The 16,033-nt window shown below is 60.2% G+C and carries 15 protein-coding genes; 4 read left to right on the plus strand and 11 right to left on the minus strand.

Going from position 1 to position 16,033, the window contains the following annotated elements:
- Window positions 1–284: 284 nt before the first annotated feature.
- Window positions 285–2,090, minus strand: coding sequence for a translation elongation factor 4 (gene lepA / locus Q1B40_RS03480; RefSeq protein ID WP_299810050.1), 1,806 nt, complete (start codon window positions 2,088–2,090; stop codon window positions 285–287).
- Window positions 2,091–2,344: 254 nt separating this feature from the next.
- Here lepA and Q1B40_RS03485 point away from each other — a divergent pair, with 254 nt between their 5' ends.
- Complete coding sequence (locus Q1B40_RS03485; RefSeq protein ID WP_299810052.1) at window positions 2,345–2,863, plus strand: GNAT family N-acetyltransferase; 519 nt, start codon at window positions 2,345–2,347, stop codon at window positions 2,861–2,863.
- Window positions 2,864–3,219: 356 nt separating this feature from the next.
- Here the strand turns inward: Q1B40_RS03485 and Q1B40_RS03490 are convergent, their stop codons facing one another.
- The 3 genes from Q1B40_RS03490 to Q1B40_RS03500 form a co-directional block, all read right to left on the minus strand.
- Window positions 3,220–4,176 (minus strand): homocysteine S-methyltransferase family protein, encoded by a 957-nt coding sequence (locus tag Q1B40_RS03490; RefSeq protein ID WP_299810053.1) that lies wholly within the window; start codon window positions 4,174–4,176, stop codon window positions 3,220–3,222.
- 213 nt (window positions 4,177–4,389) lie between these two features.
- Window positions 4,390–5,406: a penicillin-insensitive murein endopeptidase gene (gene mepA, locus Q1B40_RS03495; RefSeq protein WP_299810055.1), complete on the minus strand. Its 1,017-nt coding sequence runs from the start codon at window positions 5,404–5,406 to the stop codon at window positions 4,390–4,392.
- A gap of 140 nt (window positions 5,407–5,546) precedes the next feature.
- A complete protein-coding gene (locus tag Q1B40_RS03500) occupies window positions 5,547–6,632 on the minus strand; it encodes a patatin-like phospholipase family protein (protein ID WP_299810058.1) in 1,086 nt (361 codons plus the stop codon).
- Between Q1B40_RS03500 and Q1B40_RS03505 the strand changes: the two genes are divergently transcribed.
- Window positions 6,610–6,888, plus strand: a complete 279-nt coding sequence (locus Q1B40_RS03505; protein ID WP_299810060.1) for a hypothetical protein — start codon at window positions 6,610–6,612, stop codon at window positions 6,886–6,888. The two genes, Q1B40_RS03500 and Q1B40_RS03505, sit on opposite strands and share 23 nt — an antisense overlap.
- A gap of 37 nt (window positions 6,889–6,925) precedes the next feature.
- Window positions 6,926–7,969: a M20/M25/M40 family metallo-hydrolase gene (locus Q1B40_RS03510; RefSeq protein WP_299810064.1), complete on the plus strand. Its 1,044-nt coding sequence runs from the start codon at window positions 6,926–6,928 to the stop codon at window positions 7,967–7,969.
- Between the two features lie 134 nt (window positions 7,970–8,103).
- Here Q1B40_RS03510 and Q1B40_RS03515 read toward each other — a convergent pair whose 3' ends face one another.
- From Q1B40_RS03515 to Q1B40_RS03545, 7 genes are all read right to left on the minus strand, one after another.
- Window positions 8,104–8,685 (minus strand): hypothetical protein, encoded by a 582-nt coding sequence (locus tag Q1B40_RS03515; RefSeq protein ID WP_299810066.1) that lies wholly within the window; start codon window positions 8,683–8,685, stop codon window positions 8,104–8,106.
- 135 nt (window positions 8,686–8,820) lie between these two features.
- The gene (locus Q1B40_RS03520; protein WP_299812515.1) at window positions 8,821–9,489 is read right to left on the minus strand and encodes a dienelactone hydrolase family protein; all 669 of its coding nucleotides are present in this window, start codon (window positions 9,487–9,489) and stop codon (window positions 8,821–8,823) included.
- 10 nt (window positions 9,490–9,499) lie between these two features.
- A complete protein-coding gene (locus Q1B40_RS03525; protein ID WP_299810069.1) occupies window positions 9,500–10,732 on the minus strand; it encodes a TCR/Tet family MFS transporter in 1,233 nt (410 codons plus the stop codon).
- 46 nt (window positions 10,733–10,778) lie between these two features.
- Entirely contained in the window at window positions 10,779–12,404 is a 1,626-nt protein-coding gene (locus tag Q1B40_RS03530; RefSeq protein WP_367279106.1) for a B12-binding domain-containing radical SAM protein, read from the minus strand.
- A gap of 461 nt (window positions 12,405–12,865) precedes the next feature.
- Window positions 12,866–14,185 carry a tetratricopeptide repeat protein gene (locus Q1B40_RS03535; protein ID WP_299810077.1) on the minus strand — a complete coding sequence of 440 codons (1,320 nt, stop codon included), beginning with the start codon at window positions 14,183–14,185 and terminating at the stop codon, window positions 12,866–12,868.
- A 68-nt stretch (window positions 14,186–14,253) separates the two neighbouring features.
- On the minus strand, window positions 14,254–14,457 hold the full coding sequence (locus Q1B40_RS03540) for a cold shock domain-containing protein (RefSeq protein ID WP_299810080.1): 204 nt from the start codon (window positions 14,455–14,457) through the stop codon (window positions 14,254–14,256).
- A 269-nt stretch (window positions 14,458–14,726) separates the two neighbouring features.
- On the minus strand, window positions 14,727–15,185 hold the full coding sequence (locus tag Q1B40_RS03545; RefSeq protein ID WP_299810083.1) for a YtoQ family protein: 459 nt from the start codon (window positions 15,183–15,185) through the stop codon (window positions 14,727–14,729).
- Between the two features lie 212 nt (window positions 15,186–15,397).
- On the opposite strand from Q1B40_RS03545, the gene Q1B40_RS03550 reads away from it, so the two are divergent.
- On the plus strand, window positions 15,398–16,033 hold the full coding sequence (locus Q1B40_RS03550) for a peroxiredoxin (protein WP_299810085.1): 636 nt from the start codon (window positions 15,398–15,400) through the stop codon (window positions 16,031–16,033).

Here is a 16,033-nt window from a genome sequence, read left to right on the forward strand (position 1 = left end):
GGCCATTTCCTTCATCTAGTCAGTCGCATTTTTCACAGCCAGGCTGTGAAGCTCAAGGTAACCTGGTCGAGACCAGCCGGCAGGGCGCCGGCTTTGCGGTCTCGGAGATGCTGTAACGGCATCGCCGTTCGCCCACTGACGGGCGCTGAGCATCTTGCACGCGCGTGCGCTAGAAGCGAGGCCGCTTCAACCCGCTCGACGTTGCACCGCGTCTTACACGCGCGTGCGTTCGAAGCTCGAAAAGATCCACCGGACCTTTTCGCCGGGTGAGGCTCTACCGCTTCTCACTCATCCATCTTCAGGGCCTGGATGAAGGCTTCCTGCGGGATTTCGACCTTGCCGAACTGGCGCATCTTCTTCTTGCCGGCCTTCTGCTTTTCCAGCAGCTTGCGTTTACGCGTGGCGTCGCCGCCGTAGCATTTGGCGGTCACGTCCTTGCGCAGGGCCGAGATGGTTTCGCGGGCGATCACCCGGCCGCCGATGGCGGCCTGGATTGGAATCTTGAACATGTGCCGGGGGATCAGCTCTTTCAGCTTTTCGCACATGGCGCGGCCACGGCGCTCCGCCTGGCTGCGGTGTACCAGCATGGACAGCGCGTCCACCGGTTCGTCATTCACCAGGATCGACATCCGCACCAGATCGCCGGCCCGGTAGTCGGAGATCTGGTAGTCGAAGGAGGCATAGCCCTTGGAGATCGACTTCAGCCGGTCGTAGAAATCGAAGACCACTTCGTTGAGCGGCAGGTCGTAGGCCACCAGAGCCCGCGAGCCGACATAGGAAAGGTCCGCCTGAATGCCGCGCCGCTCCTGGCACAGCTTGAGGATGCCGCCCAGATAGTCGTCCGGCGTCATGATCGTCGCCCGGATCCACGGTTCGCGGATCTCGGTGATCTTGACCACGTCCGGCATGTCCGCAGGGTTGTGCAGATCAATGTCCGATCCGTCCGTCAGCGTCATCTCGTAGACGACCGACGGCGCGGTCGCGATCAGGTCGAGGTCGAATTCGCGGTAAAGCCGTTCCTGGATGATTTCCAGATGCAGCAGGCCGAGGAAGCCGCAGCGGAAGCCGAAGCCGAGGGCCGCGGAGGTTTCCATCTCGAAGGAGAAGCTGGCGTCGTTGAGGCGCAGCTTGCCCATGGCGGCGCGCAGATCGTCGAAGTCGTTGGCATCGACGGGAAACAGCCCGCAGAACACCACCGGCTGCGCAGGCTTGAAGCCCGGCAGAGCTTCGGCGCAGGGCTTCTTCTCCAGCGTGATGGTATCGCCGACGCGGGTGTCGGCCACTTCCTTGATCGAGCCGGTGATCACACCAATCTCGCCGGAATGCAGTTCGTCCACCTGCAGGAACTTGGGTGTCATCACGCCGACACGATCGACATCGTAGGCGGCGCCTGTTCCCATCATCTTGATCTTCTGGCCCTTCTTCAACGAGCCGTTGATGACCCGCACAAGAACCATTACGCCCAGATAGGTGTCGTACCAGCTGTCGACCAGCATCGCCTTCAGCGTGTCGTCCGGGTCGCCCTTCGGTGCCGGCAGCTTCTGGACGATCGCTTCCAGCACGTCCTCCACGCCAAGACCGGTCTTGGCGGAGATCATGCAGGCCTCGGACGCATCGATGCCGATGACATCCTCGATCTGTTCCTTGATCCGGTCCGGTTCGGCGGCCGGCAGGTCGATCTTGTTCAGCACCGTGACGATCTCGTGATCGTTGTCGATGGCCTGGTAGACGTTGGCCAGCGTCTGGGCTTCCACGCCCTGTGAAGCATCGACCACCAGCAGCGAGCCTTCGCAGGCCGCAAGCGAGCGGGAAACCTCATAGGCGAAGTCGACATGGCCCGGCGTGTCGATCAGGTTCAGCGTATATTGCTGACCATCCTTGGCGGTATAGATCAGCCGGACGGTCTGGGCCTTGATCGTGATGCCGCGCTCGCGCTCGATATCCATCGAATCGAGAACCTGCGCGGTCATTTCGCGGTCGGTCATCGTACCGGTCATCTGGATCAGCCGGTCAGCCAGCGTCGACTTGCCGTGATCGATATGGGCCACGATGGAAAAATTGCGGATGTTGGAAAGTGTCTTCGTCGTCATGGCCGCCCGTTTACCACCGCATTTTGATTTCGACCAGTGAATTGCGCGCGCAGGAAGCCGAATTCTGGTGGTTTTTAAGCAAAATATGGCTAATCGAACGGGACCGCGACCCTGGTCTTGCCTCAGCCGGTGCACAAGAGAAAAAACGTCGCGATCGGGCTGGGGCCGGTTCTCACCCCTTCACGGTGTTTGGACTTAATACGGCAAGAAACTTGTGCTAGCGATTGATTGTTAAAATTACCAAGGAAAGTTACATGAACGTCCGCGATGCCGTGCCAAAGGACATTCCAGCCATTCTGGCCATTTATAACCGCTCGATTCGCGAAACCACGGCCTCCTGGACGAACCGGGAGGAAAGCCTCGATGACAGGCTGACGTGGTTCGAGGGGCGCAAGAAGAATGGCCTGCCGGTTCTGGTTGCCGAGAATGACAAGTGTGAGATTCTCGGGTTTGCAAGCTTCGGTCCGTTTCGCCCGCGCGAAGGTTACCGGTTCACGGCGGAACACACGGTCTATGTCGACCCGAAGGCCCAGCGTCAGGGCGTTGCCTTTTCCCTGCTGTCCCGGCTTGTCGAGATCGCCGGCGCGCAAGGCCTGCATCTGCTGCTGGGTGTCATCGACGGAGAAAATGCAGCCTCAATCGCCCTTCATGAAAAACTCGGCTTCGAAGTCACCGGCCATTTGCCGCAAGCCGGTACCAAGTTCGGCCGCTGGCTGGACCTCGTGCTGATGACCCGCGTTCTCAACGCGGGAATGCCTGCACCTGAAAAATGAGCGGATGAAACGGAGTTTCCTTGTTTGGGGAAGACCCGGCCAGGAAGGGGCAGGCCAGACTGCTGACACGGCTCGGCTTTGTCATCAAGTCTGTTGAGTGAACTGAGAAGCTGAACCACTCTCGGCGGTCATCCCGGCCAAGCGCAGCGCGAGCCGGGATCGGAGAGCCACATCCTCTGCCGTTGTGGAGTTTTTCTTTCGATAGCTCACGGCCCACCGGTCCCGGGTCTTCGCTGCGCTACGTCCCGGACGACGCTCTGGTGGGGGCGGCAAACTGCGAGGTCCTCTGGAAAACGCCAAACCCGATTTCGTCATCAGTTTGAAGACCCGGCCCGAACACGGGCCGGGCTTTAAGGTCATGCGGCTGCCTGATGGCCGCAGCAGGTGCCGCTGATCGCCGAGATGTGCCGGTGGTCCGTACCGCAGCAGCCACCGAGCACGCGGACCCAGGGCATATAGTCCAGAATGTGACGGTAACGCATCGCCAGGTCCTGCGGATCGCCGATGTCCAGGTCCTCTGCCGCATCCAGCTCCTCATGGCTCATCCGGGAAGCATTCGCGCGAATGCCGCAGATGCGCTTCACCCATGCACCGCCCTGCTCCAGAACCTCGCTGAAGTGAACCGGATGGGCGCAGTTGACCATGTAGTAGGCGACGGAATTGCCGCTTACCGCATCCACGGCATCGATCGCGTCGCCGAGATACTCGCCGGAGGGCAGGCGGCCATCGGTTTCGACCGTGAAGGAAATCACGCACTCTGTCCCGACTGCCCTTGCGGCAAGCGCAATTCCGGCTGCTTCCTGCACATTGGTCATGGTGATCGCCGAAACCATGTCCGCACCGCTTTCTTGGAAAACTTCGATCTGACGGCCGTGGTAATCGCAGGCGTCCATGACGCTCATCAGCTCACCGGCGACATAGCCGTCGCCGCGCGGGCCGATGCAGCCGCTGATAACGAAGGGACTGGCGTCGTTGCGGTATTCGTCAGCCAGTTCGCGCAGTGTCCCGATCGCATCGCTGTTGGCGGCGTCGAGGTCGCTTGCGGAATAGCCGAGCTTTGCCGCCCAATCGGGATTGGCACGCCAGGTCGGACTTTCCAGAACGAAACCGGCGCCGCAGTCGATCGCTGTCTGCGCGTAAGGGCGGAAATAATTTTTCAGCCTGTCGCGCCCTTCCGGCGTCTTCAGCAGGGTAAAGGAGGCAAAGTGAGGCAGCTCGATGCCGTCAAGAAATATCAGGCTTGTTTCCATGCCGCCATCGGTGAGGAACATCTGTTCCGATTGATGGGGAAGTATTCCGGCGGGGCGTGTCATATGAAAATCCAATCTGGTTCAAACGATACGGATGTCGATCCGGCCTGCGAAATAAGGCAGCGCGCCGCGACTTTTGTCCGATCCCGCGAGAAGATCCAGAGGTTTCCAGGTCAGGTTGTGCAATTGGAAAAACAGAAGTGACACCGGTCACACCGAAAACCGGTATTTTCGATAAAAACAGCGCGTTTTCGCCGGTTCGTTGCCAGTTAATCGTCAGTTCGCCGTCAGCACAGACCGGCAATCGCGCGGCAGCGCGGCCAGGGCCATGGGCCTTTTCTTGACCACTTTCGGCTTTTCACCCGGCTTGGGCGGGTTTTTCGGCACCCAGGGTTCGTCCGACAACCAGTATGTCAGGTTGGATCCGCAACCGTCGCCGGGGGGCGGCGGGTTCTGGTTCTTGCAGCCGACGCTGGCGGACGGGCAGGAAAGCCGGACATGGAAATGGTAGTGATGCCCCCACCATGGCCGTATCTTCGATAGCCAGGCTCGGTCGCGGCCTGTCTCGAAATCGCAGAGCGCTTTCTTGATTGTCGGATTGACGAAGATCCGGGCGACGCGCTTGTCAGACGCGGCACGGCGGATGAGCCTTGCATGGACGTCGGTCCATTTCCTCGGGTCCACTCGCCGGTCCGCGCCTTTCACGTCCAGAGGACCGATCAGCATGGACGTCGCCGAGACTTCCTCGCGTTCCTGTCCGCTGAGGCGCCGGCCCGGCATTTCCGTCAGCCAGATATCGGCATCCAGTCCGATCTGGTGACTGGCATGGCCGGACGTCATGGGGCCGCCGCGCGGCTGCGCCAGATCGCCTACCAGAAGTCCGTTCCAACCGACCTTGGGCGCGTCCTTCGCCAGATCTTCCAGATAGTCGATCAGCACCGGATGACCCCAGTTGCGATTGCGCGACAGCCGCATGACCTGCCAGGTGGGGCCGTCCTGCGGCAGGGCCGCGCCACCGGCAAGGCAGCCCTTGGCATAGGAGCCGATGGACCGGGCCTTCAGGGGCGCCGGGCCGTTGGCCGCTCCGAAATAGTCTTTCGCGGGAGACTGGGAATAAAGCACGAGCTTGGGTGTGGTCGCGACATAGCCTTCCGGGACGTCGCGTTTCTTCACCGGCACGGGCACACCGGCAACAAGCTGTATGCTCGGCCGGAACTCTTCGATGACAAGGTCGGCAATGGCGTCAGGCTTGGCGGTGGGTACCGGGGTGGCCGCCCCGGCATTCGAAGCCATCGACGCCACTGTAACAAGAGCGGCGATGAGCCCGGATGATCCCGCGAACGGGCGTTTCCGGACGCTCGATGCTGTGGTCCGAGCTGCCGGGTTGCGCATGGTCACCTTGGAGCCTCGTGCTTCGCGATTTGCAAATGGTATTACGCAGCATGCACCAATTTGGGCGGCTCCGCATCCGATTCCCGGACCTGGAGGTGGGTTTTCATCAACTCGGCGATTTCGTCCAGAAGAACTGTGTTGTCACGGATCACCCGGTCGGCTGCACCGTTGAGCGCGATGATGTTGCCGGGCCGGGCATTGTCCATGGCTTCGGCTTCCGGCGGCAAGGCGGCATCGAGGCGGTGATAGGTGACACCGGGCATCTCGGCGAACAGCTGGCGCGCCTGATAGGATGTCGTCTGCGATTGCCCATCCGACAAGATCGAAAGGAGGGGCGCGCCCCTGGAAGGCTGCATCCAGCCAAGCGATCCCCAGCCGGTGGCGTCCTTGTAGGCAAACGACCGCTCCGCCGAGCGTCCGCTGCCGAGTGACAGAATGACGAGCTCGTCCGAAGCCCAGCCGATCTTGCGCGCCTCCAGATAGGCGGCGATGGCCGGATCGTTCATGCAGACATCGCCGCCGACAAGTGCTTCTTCGCGTTTGCGCGACAGGTTCTCGACCCGGGCCGGTTCGAAATAGGAGGGCGTGGCGGTCGTCGCGCGCACGGCCTGCCAGAAATAATAGTCATCCGTTCGGCCGCCGTTTTCCTCCAGCCCGTTGGTCAGGAACACGGCGCGCCGTTGCTCGATGTCATATGCGGTCAGCACCAGTTTGGTGAGGCCGCTGGCCATGGAGGTCCAGCCGAAGCGTTCCTTCAGCAGCTTTTCCAGCGGGCGGGCGTCATAGGTCTCATCGAAGAGGCCGAGCGGTTGGGTCACCGCACGCGCAAGCCGGTCGCTGATGGAATGGGTGAAGATCTCCCGTGCCTCGCGTTCGAAGAAACATCTGAGTTCGGAAATCGTGGCAGCCGCCTCGCCAGCCGAGCTGCCGGGGCGCGGCGCGCACAGGCCGGCGGTGATCAGCCCGCCGGAGGCAGTTCCCGCCATCAGATCGAAGACCTTGTGCATCGGCGCCATGATGCCGCGGTGGATCAGCCGGCTCTCGAGAGCCTCGAGTATGCGCAAGGGTACCAGGCCGCGCATGCCGCCGCCGTCAATGGAAAGAATGAATCGTTTTTTCTGGGCCATCTCTTGTCCCCGGGTGGTCGAAAAGGAAAGGGCTGCGCCGCATCCGGCTGCAACGGAAACTTTTTATGTTTCCCTGATTGTTTGCCCGCAATTGCGACGCGGCAATGGCAAAGCGCAAAACTACGGCCTGTTTATTGAAAAATCGGCGAGCGGATGGTTAAGCAATTCAGGCAAATTTGCTGTTTTTCCGCGTATCGGGAACGGATATCGAAGTCCTGCGTCTTCACTCTTTGTCCCGCAGCCGAATTCGGAATAGGATCGGCCGGATTTTACAACCCTCAGCAGGAAGTTCCATGAATATCGATCTCCTCCGCCGTCTTTGCGAAACCCCAGGCGTGCCGGGTCACGAGCACCGGGTCCGCGAACTGATCCAGGCAGAAATCAAGGGCCTGTTCGACGAGGTCACCGTCGACCCGATGGGCTCGTTGCTTTGCCGCCGAGACAGTCGCAAGGCCTCGAAAAAGAGCGCTCCGCAAAAGGTCATGCTGTTGTGCCATATGGACGAGATCGGCTTCCTGGTCTCCCATGTGACGGACAAGGGCTACCTGCATGTGCAGCCGGTTGGCGGCTTTGACGCGCGCAACCTGTTTTCCCGCCGCGTGCTTGTGTCGACGGACGAGGGCGACTTCAAGGGCGTCATGAACCCCGGCGGCAAGCCCATCCATATTTCCTCACCCGAAGAGCGCAAGAAGATCCCGGAACCGAAGGACTTCGTGGTCGATCTCGGCATGGGCGAGAAGGCGAAGGAAATCGTCAAGGTCGGCGACATGGTCACCATGGACGAGCCGCTGATCGAGATCGGCGACAAGGTGGTCTCCAAGGCGCTCGACAACCGCATTGCCTGCTGGCTCGGCATCGAGGCGCTCAAGGGCGTCGGCAAGAGCAAACACGCTTCGGAAATCCATGTCGCCTTTACCTGCCAGGAAGAAGTCGGCCTGCGCGGCGCGCGCACGGCGGCCTTCGCCATCAAGCCGGATATCGGCTTCGGGGTCGACACCACGCTTGCCTGCGACACACCGGGCGTCCCTGAGCAGGACCGCACCACGGTTCAGGGCGAGGGCTTCGGCCTGCATGTCAAGGATTCCAGCTTCATCGCCGACCGGGACCTGGTCAAGGAGATCGAAGCGATTGCCGTGAAGGAAAAGATCCCGTTCCAGCGCACCATGCTGGCGGCCGGCGGCCAGGACGGGGCGGCGGCCCAGCAGGCGGCGGCAGGAGCCAAGGCGGTCGGGATCGTAGTCGGCACACGCTATATCCATACGGTGACCGAGATGATCCACAAGGCCGACCTGCAGGCGGCTCTCGATATTCTGGTGGCGTATCTGAAGAAGGCCTGAGCGTGCCAGCATCTTTAGGCTGAAGACGTCTTAAGCACTGAAACAGAAAACGGGCGGCGAATTTCGGAATTCGCCGCCCGTCTTTCAGGTATTCTTGGTGCCTTCAAAGCGATTTCCTGTTTCGGAAACCTGCCTCAGGCAAAAAGCCCTGCCAGGTTGGACACCTGGTCGCCGGTACCGGCGTAAAGCTCGCTGACGGAAGCGCTCTGGTAGTTGAACGAGGAACCGTTGTCGGATTCGCCCTCGATGGCAGAAGCACTCGCCGAGCGCACCGAGAGGCCGGTTGCGCTGTCGTATGAAACGCGCTCGTAGGAGACGAACTGCGCGGTAAGCGTCTCGCCGCCAACTTCGGCTTCAATTGTCGTTGTGGAGATCGTCGCGCTTTCATAGGAGATGGAGGCCGATGCACCGCCGTCGTCCTCTCCGAGCGCGGCTTTCAGTTTACCCGCGGTGTTCTGATAGTCCTCGACCGTCGCAAGGGCGCCGTCCTTGTCGTCCTCGTCGCCGTTCTGTTCAGCCTTGCCCTTTTCCACCGCGTCCTGAAGCGCCGCGATCACCACGGCGTCTTCCTCGGCCTTCTTGCTGGCAACTTCAAGAGCGCTGACGACAGGCGCCTTTTCAGCGTCCTGACCCTTGGCATCACCGGAGCCGCCATTTGAATAGGACGCCATGAAAAGGCTGGAGCTCTGGGTGGTGGTCTCGATGGAAATCTGCATGAAGCTCGGATCCTGGCGAATTCGGACCCGTCCGGCCCGGCAAAAAGACCCCTCCACCATTATGCAAAAAACTTAACAGGCCATTAACTATTGCCTTCTGCATTCAACACGGCATGCCTTAACGCCCGGTCCGGGTCAGGAGCCGATTGAAAATGCTTTCTCCAGAAAACGCCCGCCGAGCACCATACCGCGTTCGTCGATGCCGTGGCCGAGGCCGTCAAGTTCATGAAGGGTCGCATCGACACCGGCGCTCTCAAGCGCCTTCCGAGCGGCTTCCGCGTGATAGCAGGGCACCACGTCGTCATCTGTTCCGTGCACAATCAGGACCGGGCTCCGGGTATTGATGCCCTCCAGTCGATCGGCTCCGGGTAAAATCCCCGAAAAGCCCACAAGAGCAGCAGGCGCGGTGCTGCGGCGAAGGCCGCACTGGAACGTCATCATGGTGCCCTGGCTGAACCCGACGAGCGCCAGCGCGCTGTCGTCCAGGCAAAGCGCCTCCAGTTCGGCGTCGAGAAAACGATCGAGAACCGGCTGGGCGGCTTCCGCGCCGATCCGGTATTCCGCCGGGGTGCGTTCGCTCAGCGCAAACCACTGGCGACCGCCGAAAGCTTCGAAGGGCAGGGGCTCCGGTGCGTTCGGCGCAATGAAGGCGGCGTCTGGAAGCCGGCCCTGCCAGGCACGGCCGATGTCTATCAGATCCGCGCCGTCGGCGCCGTAGCCATGCAGGATGACGACAAGCTGCCGGGCCGGCTTGCCGGAAGCGGGCGCAAGACGGGGGCCGTCGAGAGGCGGGAGGGGAGGCATGGTCATCGGATCAGTCTGCCAGCGTTTTTTCCTGAAAGCGCATGAAAGGAAGCGCGATCAGCATGGAAGCCAGGATCAGCAGACCGGCCAGGGCGAAGGGAGCGCCCGGGAAGACGATTGCCGCGTCCGGACCGGAAAAATAGGCAAAGGTTTGCGTCATCACGAAGGGACTGACCACCATGGAGAGCCCGGCGGCACTGGCGATCAGGCCCTGAAGTTCGCCCTGGGCGTTGTCCGGAATGCGGTTGGACATCAACGCGGTGAATGCAGGTGTGGCCAGGGCCCCCAGCGCGGCGAAGGAAATCAGCGCGTAAACCATCCAGCCCTCATTGGCGACCGCGAGACCACCGAATGCCAGAAGATTGGCGCACAGTCCCAGCAGCAGCGTACGGCCGGTGCCGAGTTTCGGTTCCAGAACCCGGATCAGATAGCCTTGCACGAATGCGAAGCCGATCCCGACCGCCGCGAGCGACAGGCCGATATCGGCCGGGCTCCAGGCAAATACCTCCTCCACATAGTAGCTCCACACGGCGGGATAAACGTAATGGGCGATGTCGAACAGAAAGACCGCAAGCAAAAGTGTGCGGACTGCCGGGTAGGCCCCGATCTGCTTCAGTGCGCCGAAGGGGTTCGCGCGTTTCCACTCGAAGGTTCTGCGATTTTCGTCCTTGAGCGTTTCCGGCAGCATGAAGTAGCCGAACAGGAAGTTGATCAGCGAAAGCGCCGCTGCCGCATAGAACGGCGCACGCGGGCCGTATTCTCCCAGAATACCCCCGATGATCGGGCCGAGAACGAAACCGACGCCAAAAGCGGCGCCGACCAGGCCGAAATTCCGGGCGCGCTCGTTCTTGGGCGAGACGTCGGCGATATAGGCGGAAGCCGCGGAATAGGTTGCGCCGGATACACCTGACAGGGTCCGCCCGACAAACAGCACCGCAAGATGCCAGGACATCGCCATGATCAGATAGTCCACGGCCATGGAGAACATGGAGACCAGCAGGACAGGACGCCGGCCGAACCTGTCGGACAGGTTGCCGAGGAGGGGCCCGAAGGCGAATTGCATCAGCGCATAGACAACGCTCAAGGCCCCGCCCCAGCGGGCGGCATCGCTTACCGGCAGGGCCGTCAGCTCCGTCAGAAGCGACGGCATGACCGGCATCATCAGGCCGATGCCCATCGAGTTGATGGTCAGCGTGACGAGGATGAACGCGAGCGCGCTGCGTTTGGAAAGTGGGGACCGCACCTTGTCTTCCCGCGGAAATGGGCCGGAGTTGCGACGGAAGCCGGTATTATTCGGCGGCCACCACCGCCGGCTGCTCCCAGTGACCCTTTTCGATCTCCGCGATCTGCTTATCGATCTGCGCGGTGACGAACCGCGAGAACGGTCCGAGATGGACGTAAAGCGCCAGCATCATCATCACCGGCTTGATGGCCCGGAAATTGGTGAAGGCGGTCTTGATCAGGGTTTTCCAGAAAGGAAGACGATAGGTCGTCTCCTTGAAGGTCATCGCGTAGATCAGCCGGCCGAACATCCTGAGGTCATGGAAGAAGCCCGCGCCGAGGATCGACCCGTTTGCGCCGCTCATGTTGAGCATGCTGGCGACCTTCTGCACCCTGCCGAAATAGGCTTCCGGCCCGTAGACCCGTTCGATGACCGACTTGAAATCGGCAAGGATCTGTTCGCGCGGCCGTACCGTCGTGAAGTTCAGGCCCGCCGTGCACTGGTCGCCGTGTTCGGTGTCTGGGTCGTCGGTGGCGAAGTCCGCGTGCAGGCGGCCTTCCTTGGCGAGCCGCCGTGTGAGCTGCGTGTTGGGCAGGGCATAGAGCAGACCCGTCATCGCGACGGGGATGGCGGCCTCCTCGATCAGGGCGGAGATCTCCTCCGCGACCCTGTCGTTCTCTTCGTCGAAACCGACGATGAAACCGGCGAGCACGAATATGCCCGCGTCGTAGATCTTGTGCACGCTCTTGGCGATGTCGCGGCGGGTGTTCTGCTTCTTGCGGGTCGCGATCAGAACTTCCGGGTCCGGGCTCTCGATGCCGATGAACACCGAGAAGAACCCGGCCTTTTGCATCATTGTCAGGAGCGCTTCGTCATCGGCCAGGTTGAGCGAGGCTTCGGTCGACATTTCAAACGGATGGTTCCGCGAATTCTGCCAGTCCGCCAGATCCGGCAGGAAGCCCTTGACCGCGCGTTTGTTGCCGATCAGGTTGTCGTCGACGAAATCCACATGGCCGCGGTAGCCGAGCTCGTGCAGCCTGTCGAGTTCCGCCAGCATCTGCTTGTTGGTCTTGGTCCGCGGCACCCGGCCGTAAAGCTCGATGATGTCGCAGAATTCGCATGTGAACGGGCAGCCGCGTGAATACTGGACGCCGATCTGGACATAGTCGTCGAATTTCAGAAGGTCGAAACGCGGGATCGGGCTGGAGGTCACGTCCGCCTTGAATTTCTCGGCGGTAAACCTGCCGGTGCGGGCGCCTTCGTTCCACGCGTCCACAAATGTGCTGAGAATGCCTTCGGCTTCTCCCAGGACGAGAAAATCCGCGGCTTCATAAACTTCAGGAGACGAGGTTGCATCCGGTCCGCCGACCGCAACGGGAACGTTTTTGGCCTGCCCCATCTTGATGATGGCAAGGCAATCGGCCTGCTGCGGCAGCATGCCTCCGGTCATGATCATGTCGGCCCAGTCGAGATCCTCATCGCTGAGGGGGCCGGTATTTCGGTCGACCAGCCTGACATTCCAGGTCTCCGGCAACATTGCCGCAACCGTGATGAGCCCGAGAGGCGGGGCGGGATATTTTGCGCCTACAAGTTCGCAGGTTGCCCCGTAGTTCCAGAAGGAACCGGCGTTAAAACGCGGGTAAACCAATAAAACATTGCAGTTCGGCATATAATTTCCCTCCGGACGAACCATCCGCCCACCAAAACAATCCGCATTCGGATGAACGCGGACATGGTGCTCTATCGCTTACAATTGCATCAACATTCAGACCTTCGGTCAATTCGGATGCGAGCACCATCGATCCAATGGCGATACCGTAGCAATAATATACCTCGACACAACCGTCTTATACCAAAGAGCATTGATTATGACCCATCTGATGGGTCATTCCCGGTCGCCTGCCAGGCGCGTTGCGTAGCGCGGCCTGGTTGCTCGGGCAAGCGGCGCAACGAAGTCCGGCGGGCGGGAATGGCCCACTGGAGGCCGGTTCTGGAGGGCTTTCGGACGGCGTCGTACCTCTTGTCCGATACCCCGTATCGCACTGCGACGAACTCCTAGCCGAAATCCCTCCAAAACCGGTCAGATGAGTCCTGATCAACGCTCTTTGGTATTATACCGGTGGGTGGATAAAATCGGGGCTGAATCCCGTTTGTCTATGCGACCACGAGGATGTCGGGCTTCTGCAGATGGAAGATGAGGCCGTGGACCTGTTTTCCCAGTTCGTGGCGCAGGACCACCTGTTTTTCCCTGAGATAGGAAAAGCCCTCCGCTTCGGCGCTGCGTCTGAGATAGGCGGGCAGATGAGCGTAGCGTCCCGTCGGGTCGACCCGGTAGTCGGGACCGGCCGGATCGGAGAGATGCTCGACGCTGGCAATCAGCAGGCCACCGGGTTTGAGGGCGGCGTAAAGGGCGCTCATGAAGGGCTGCAGATCGCCCAGATAGCATAATGTATCGACGCAAACGGCCAGATCGAACCGTGTCGGCAGGTCGGACCTGAGGAAGGCGACCAGTTCGCCTTCCACCAGGAAATCATAGGCCTCCAGCGACGCAGCCTTGCGCAGCATGCCGGGCGAAAGATCGATGCCGGTCAGCTTGCCGCACTGGTCCCGGATGAGCGGGCCGCACAGGCCCGTCCCGCACCCAAGGTCAACCACATCGGCAAACGGGGTTCCGTTTTCCCTGCCAAGGGCGATCACTTCTTCGGCGACCAGTTCGGGTGCGCAGTAACCGAGATTCTTCAGAACCTCGTCGAAACTGTCGGAGAAACTGTCGAAATGGGTTTTGACATAGTCTTCCGGTGCCTGATCAAGATTGTCACCGCGCACGGCGGCCAGCTGATAGCGCGCGACGGTATTGTCCGGATCCGCCGCGACGATGCTTTCCAGATGCTCGACAGCGCGTTCCTGCCGCCCAAGGGCGCAGAGAACCCGCGCGTGCCAGATCGGGTCCGTCCAGACCTCGGCGCCGAATTCCAGACACCGTTCCAATGCGTCGGCTGCCTCGTCCCTGTGACCCGCGAGCATCAGCGACAGGCCGTAGTTATGCCACGCATTGGGATTGTCGGGATCCAGGCGAACGATTTCGCTGAGGATCGGCAGGAGGTCGTCGTTGTTGGTCGCGCCCTCCATCATGACATTGATGTTGTTCCAGGCCTGTTCGTGGCGCGGTTCGATTTGCACCGCCCTGACATAGGCCTCCAGCGCTTCTTCCTGCCTGTTGCCAAGTTTCAGAATGTTGCCGAGATTGTTGTAGGCGGAGGCGTTTTGCGGATTTTTGTCCAGGGATTGGCGGATCAGCAGGACGGCGTTGTCCGTCTTGCCGGCATCAAAGTGCAAAAGGCCGAGAAAATGCAGCCCGTCGGAGTGGTCGGGGTCGGCGGTCAGCACGTCCTTGTAGGCGGCAAGGGCGGCCTGCAGATCGCCGTCGCGGTGGGCGGCAATCCCTTCTTCCAGCCTGGCGTCACAATCAATCACGTTCGGCATTTCCCAACAAAAAAGGGCGGTCGAACCGCCCTCGTTTCCGGATAGAGCTGTAAGCGAGCTTACAGGACTTTCAGATCTTCGGCCACCATCTGACCGCGGCGCCACTCGAGGTCGAAGAACACAAGCTGTCCTTCTTCAAGAGTGTCGATGCCGGATCGGCGAAGGGCCGAGATGTCGACGAGAACGTTATTCTCGCCATCTTCAGGTTCGATCGTACCGATACCTCGGCGATGATCGAACCATTTTACGTTTCCATGTTGCATGGATATGCTTTCCAAATTTTCGCATCAAGGCATCGAAGCGGCATATGTAGCCGCACTTCTCAACGTCTTGATGACATCGTTGTTGATAGTGCTAAAGTACTTTTGAAATACCCATCGGAGAAATACGCATGTCCGGGCAGTCATAATAGACTGCCTCAATTCGAACCGCGGTCCTTGATAAGTTGGGATCTCGCTACCCGGCATTCAAACCCGGGAATATCTAAAGCTTTACCCAATATGGTGACGATAAAGTTAATGTCAAGGCAAGCTTAGCGATCCAGCTGGCCGTGTATGACATATTTGAGGATATCGACCACTTGAGAAGGTTTTTCTGCGACTGCAAGTGCTGCTGCGTCAACTTCCTTGAGAGGATGGGTCAGAGACGGGTCGTGCAGGACGATCAGCGATTTTCCGAGCGCCGATGCATAGCCGGCGTCGAACGCCGCGTTCCACTGTTTGTACTTGTCGCCGAAGCGGACGACGACGATATCGGCCTTTTCGATCAGCGTGCGCGTACGGATCGCGTTCACCTTCGCACCCTTGTTGTCATACCAGAACTTGTTGCTCTCATCGCCGAGGATCACCGCACCGCAATCGTCGCTGGCGGCATGATCCGTGACCGGGGCGGAAAACTCCACCGGCAGGCCCAGTGATTTCGACTGCTCCATGATCGTTTCGCGCCAGTCGGTATGAATCTCGCCGGACAGGTATACGCGCCAGGTGCCCATTTTTTTCTCCCACTCAGGTTTTGTTGTTGTAGACATTATCTGTCGCTCATCTGGTCCCAAGCTGGTGGGTGAACAGGCTGTCGTCAAGCCGTGCGTCGGATTGCCCATGCCGGAGAGCCATACCCACTCTGGACAAACCGCTGGGAATTCGTGAAGGATGGCACGCCCAATTCCGGCTTTCTATCCATGAGAAAATTATCAGGAGATTATTGATGTCTGCACTTTTGCTCGGAGACGAGGCTCCCGATTTTGAAGTTGACACCACCTCTGGCCCGATCCGCTTCCATGAAGCGATCGAAGGTTCCTGGGCGGTTCTGTTTTCCCATCCAAAGGATTTCACCCCGGTCTGCACGACCGAACTTGGCATGACGGCCAAGCTGAAGGACAAGTTCGAGGAACGCGGCGTCAAGGTTTTCGGCGTTTCCGTCGATCCGATCGACGATCACCATGCCTGGATCGGAGATATCAAGGACACGCAGGGTGTGGCACTGAACTTTCCGCTGATCGCCGATCCGGAACGCAAGGTCGCGACCGCTTACGGCATGATCCATCCGAACGCCAACGACACCTTGACCGTGCGGTCGCTGTTCGTGATCGGACCGGACAAGAAGATCAAGCTGAAAATCGAATACCCGGCGTCCACCGGCCGCAACTTCGATGAGGTCATCCGCGTGATCGACTCTCTTCAATTGACGGCCAAACACAAGGTCGCCACACCCGCCAACTGGAATTCCGGTGAAGACGTGATCATCGTTCCGGCCGTCAGCGATGCCGAGGCCAAGGAAAAGTTCCCGGAAGGCTGGAAGACGCTCAAGCCCTATCTGCGCATGGTGCCGCAGCCGAAATAG

This window comes from uncultured Roseibium sp., from assembly GCF_947496995.1.
Taxonomy (GTDB): domain Bacteria; phylum Pseudomonadota; class Alphaproteobacteria; order Rhizobiales; family Stappiaceae; genus Roseibium.

Bases quoted from the DNA above. Each gene is read 5' to 3' on its own strand.
- lepA (WP_299810050.1), bottom strand. From the start codon at position 2,090: ATGACGACGAAGACACTTTCCAACATCCGCAATTTTTCCATCGTGGCC.
- Q1B40_RS03485 (WP_299810052.1), top strand. From the start codon at position 2,345: ATGAACGTCCGCGATGCCGTGCCAAAGGACATTCCAGCCATTCTGGCC.
- Q1B40_RS03490 (WP_299810053.1), bottom strand. From the start codon at position 4,176: ATGACACGCCCCGCCGGAATACTTCCCCATCAATCGGAACAGATGTTC.
- mepA (WP_299810055.1), bottom strand. From the start codon at position 5,406: ATGGCTTCGAATGCCGGGGCGGCCACCCCGGTACCCACCGCCAAGCCT.
- Q1B40_RS03505 (WP_299810060.1), top strand. From the start codon at position 6,610: ATGAATCGTTTTTTCTGGGCCATCTCTTGTCCCCGGGTGGTCGAAAAG.
- Q1B40_RS03500 (WP_299810058.1), bottom strand. From the start codon at position 6,632: ATGGCCCAGAAAAAACGATTCATTCTTTCCATTGACGGCGGCGGCATG.
- Q1B40_RS03510 (WP_299810064.1), top strand. From the start codon at position 6,926: ATGAATATCGATCTCCTCCGCCGTCTTTGCGAAACCCCAGGCGTGCCG.
- Q1B40_RS03515 (WP_299810066.1), bottom strand. From the start codon at position 8,685: ATGCAGATTTCCATCGAGACCACCACCCAGAGCTCCAGCCTTTTCATG.
- Q1B40_RS03520 (WP_299812515.1), bottom strand. From the start codon at position 9,489: ATGCCTCCCCTCCCGCCTCTCGACGGCCCCCGTCTTGCGCCCGCTTCC.
- Q1B40_RS03530 (WP_367279106.1), bottom strand. From the start codon at position 12,404: ATGGTTCGTCCGGAGGGAAATTATATGCCGAACTGCAATGTTTTATTG.
- Q1B40_RS03540 (WP_299810080.1), bottom strand. From the start codon at position 14,457: ATGCAACATGGAAACGTAAAATGGTTCGATCATCGCCGAGGTATCGGT.
- Q1B40_RS03545 (WP_299810083.1), bottom strand. From the start codon at position 15,185: ATGGGCACCTGGCGCGTATACCTGTCCGGCGAGATTCATACCGACTGG.
- Q1B40_RS03550 (WP_299810085.1), top strand. From the start codon at position 15,398: ATGTCTGCACTTTTGCTCGGAGACGAGGCTCCCGATTTTGAAGTTGAC.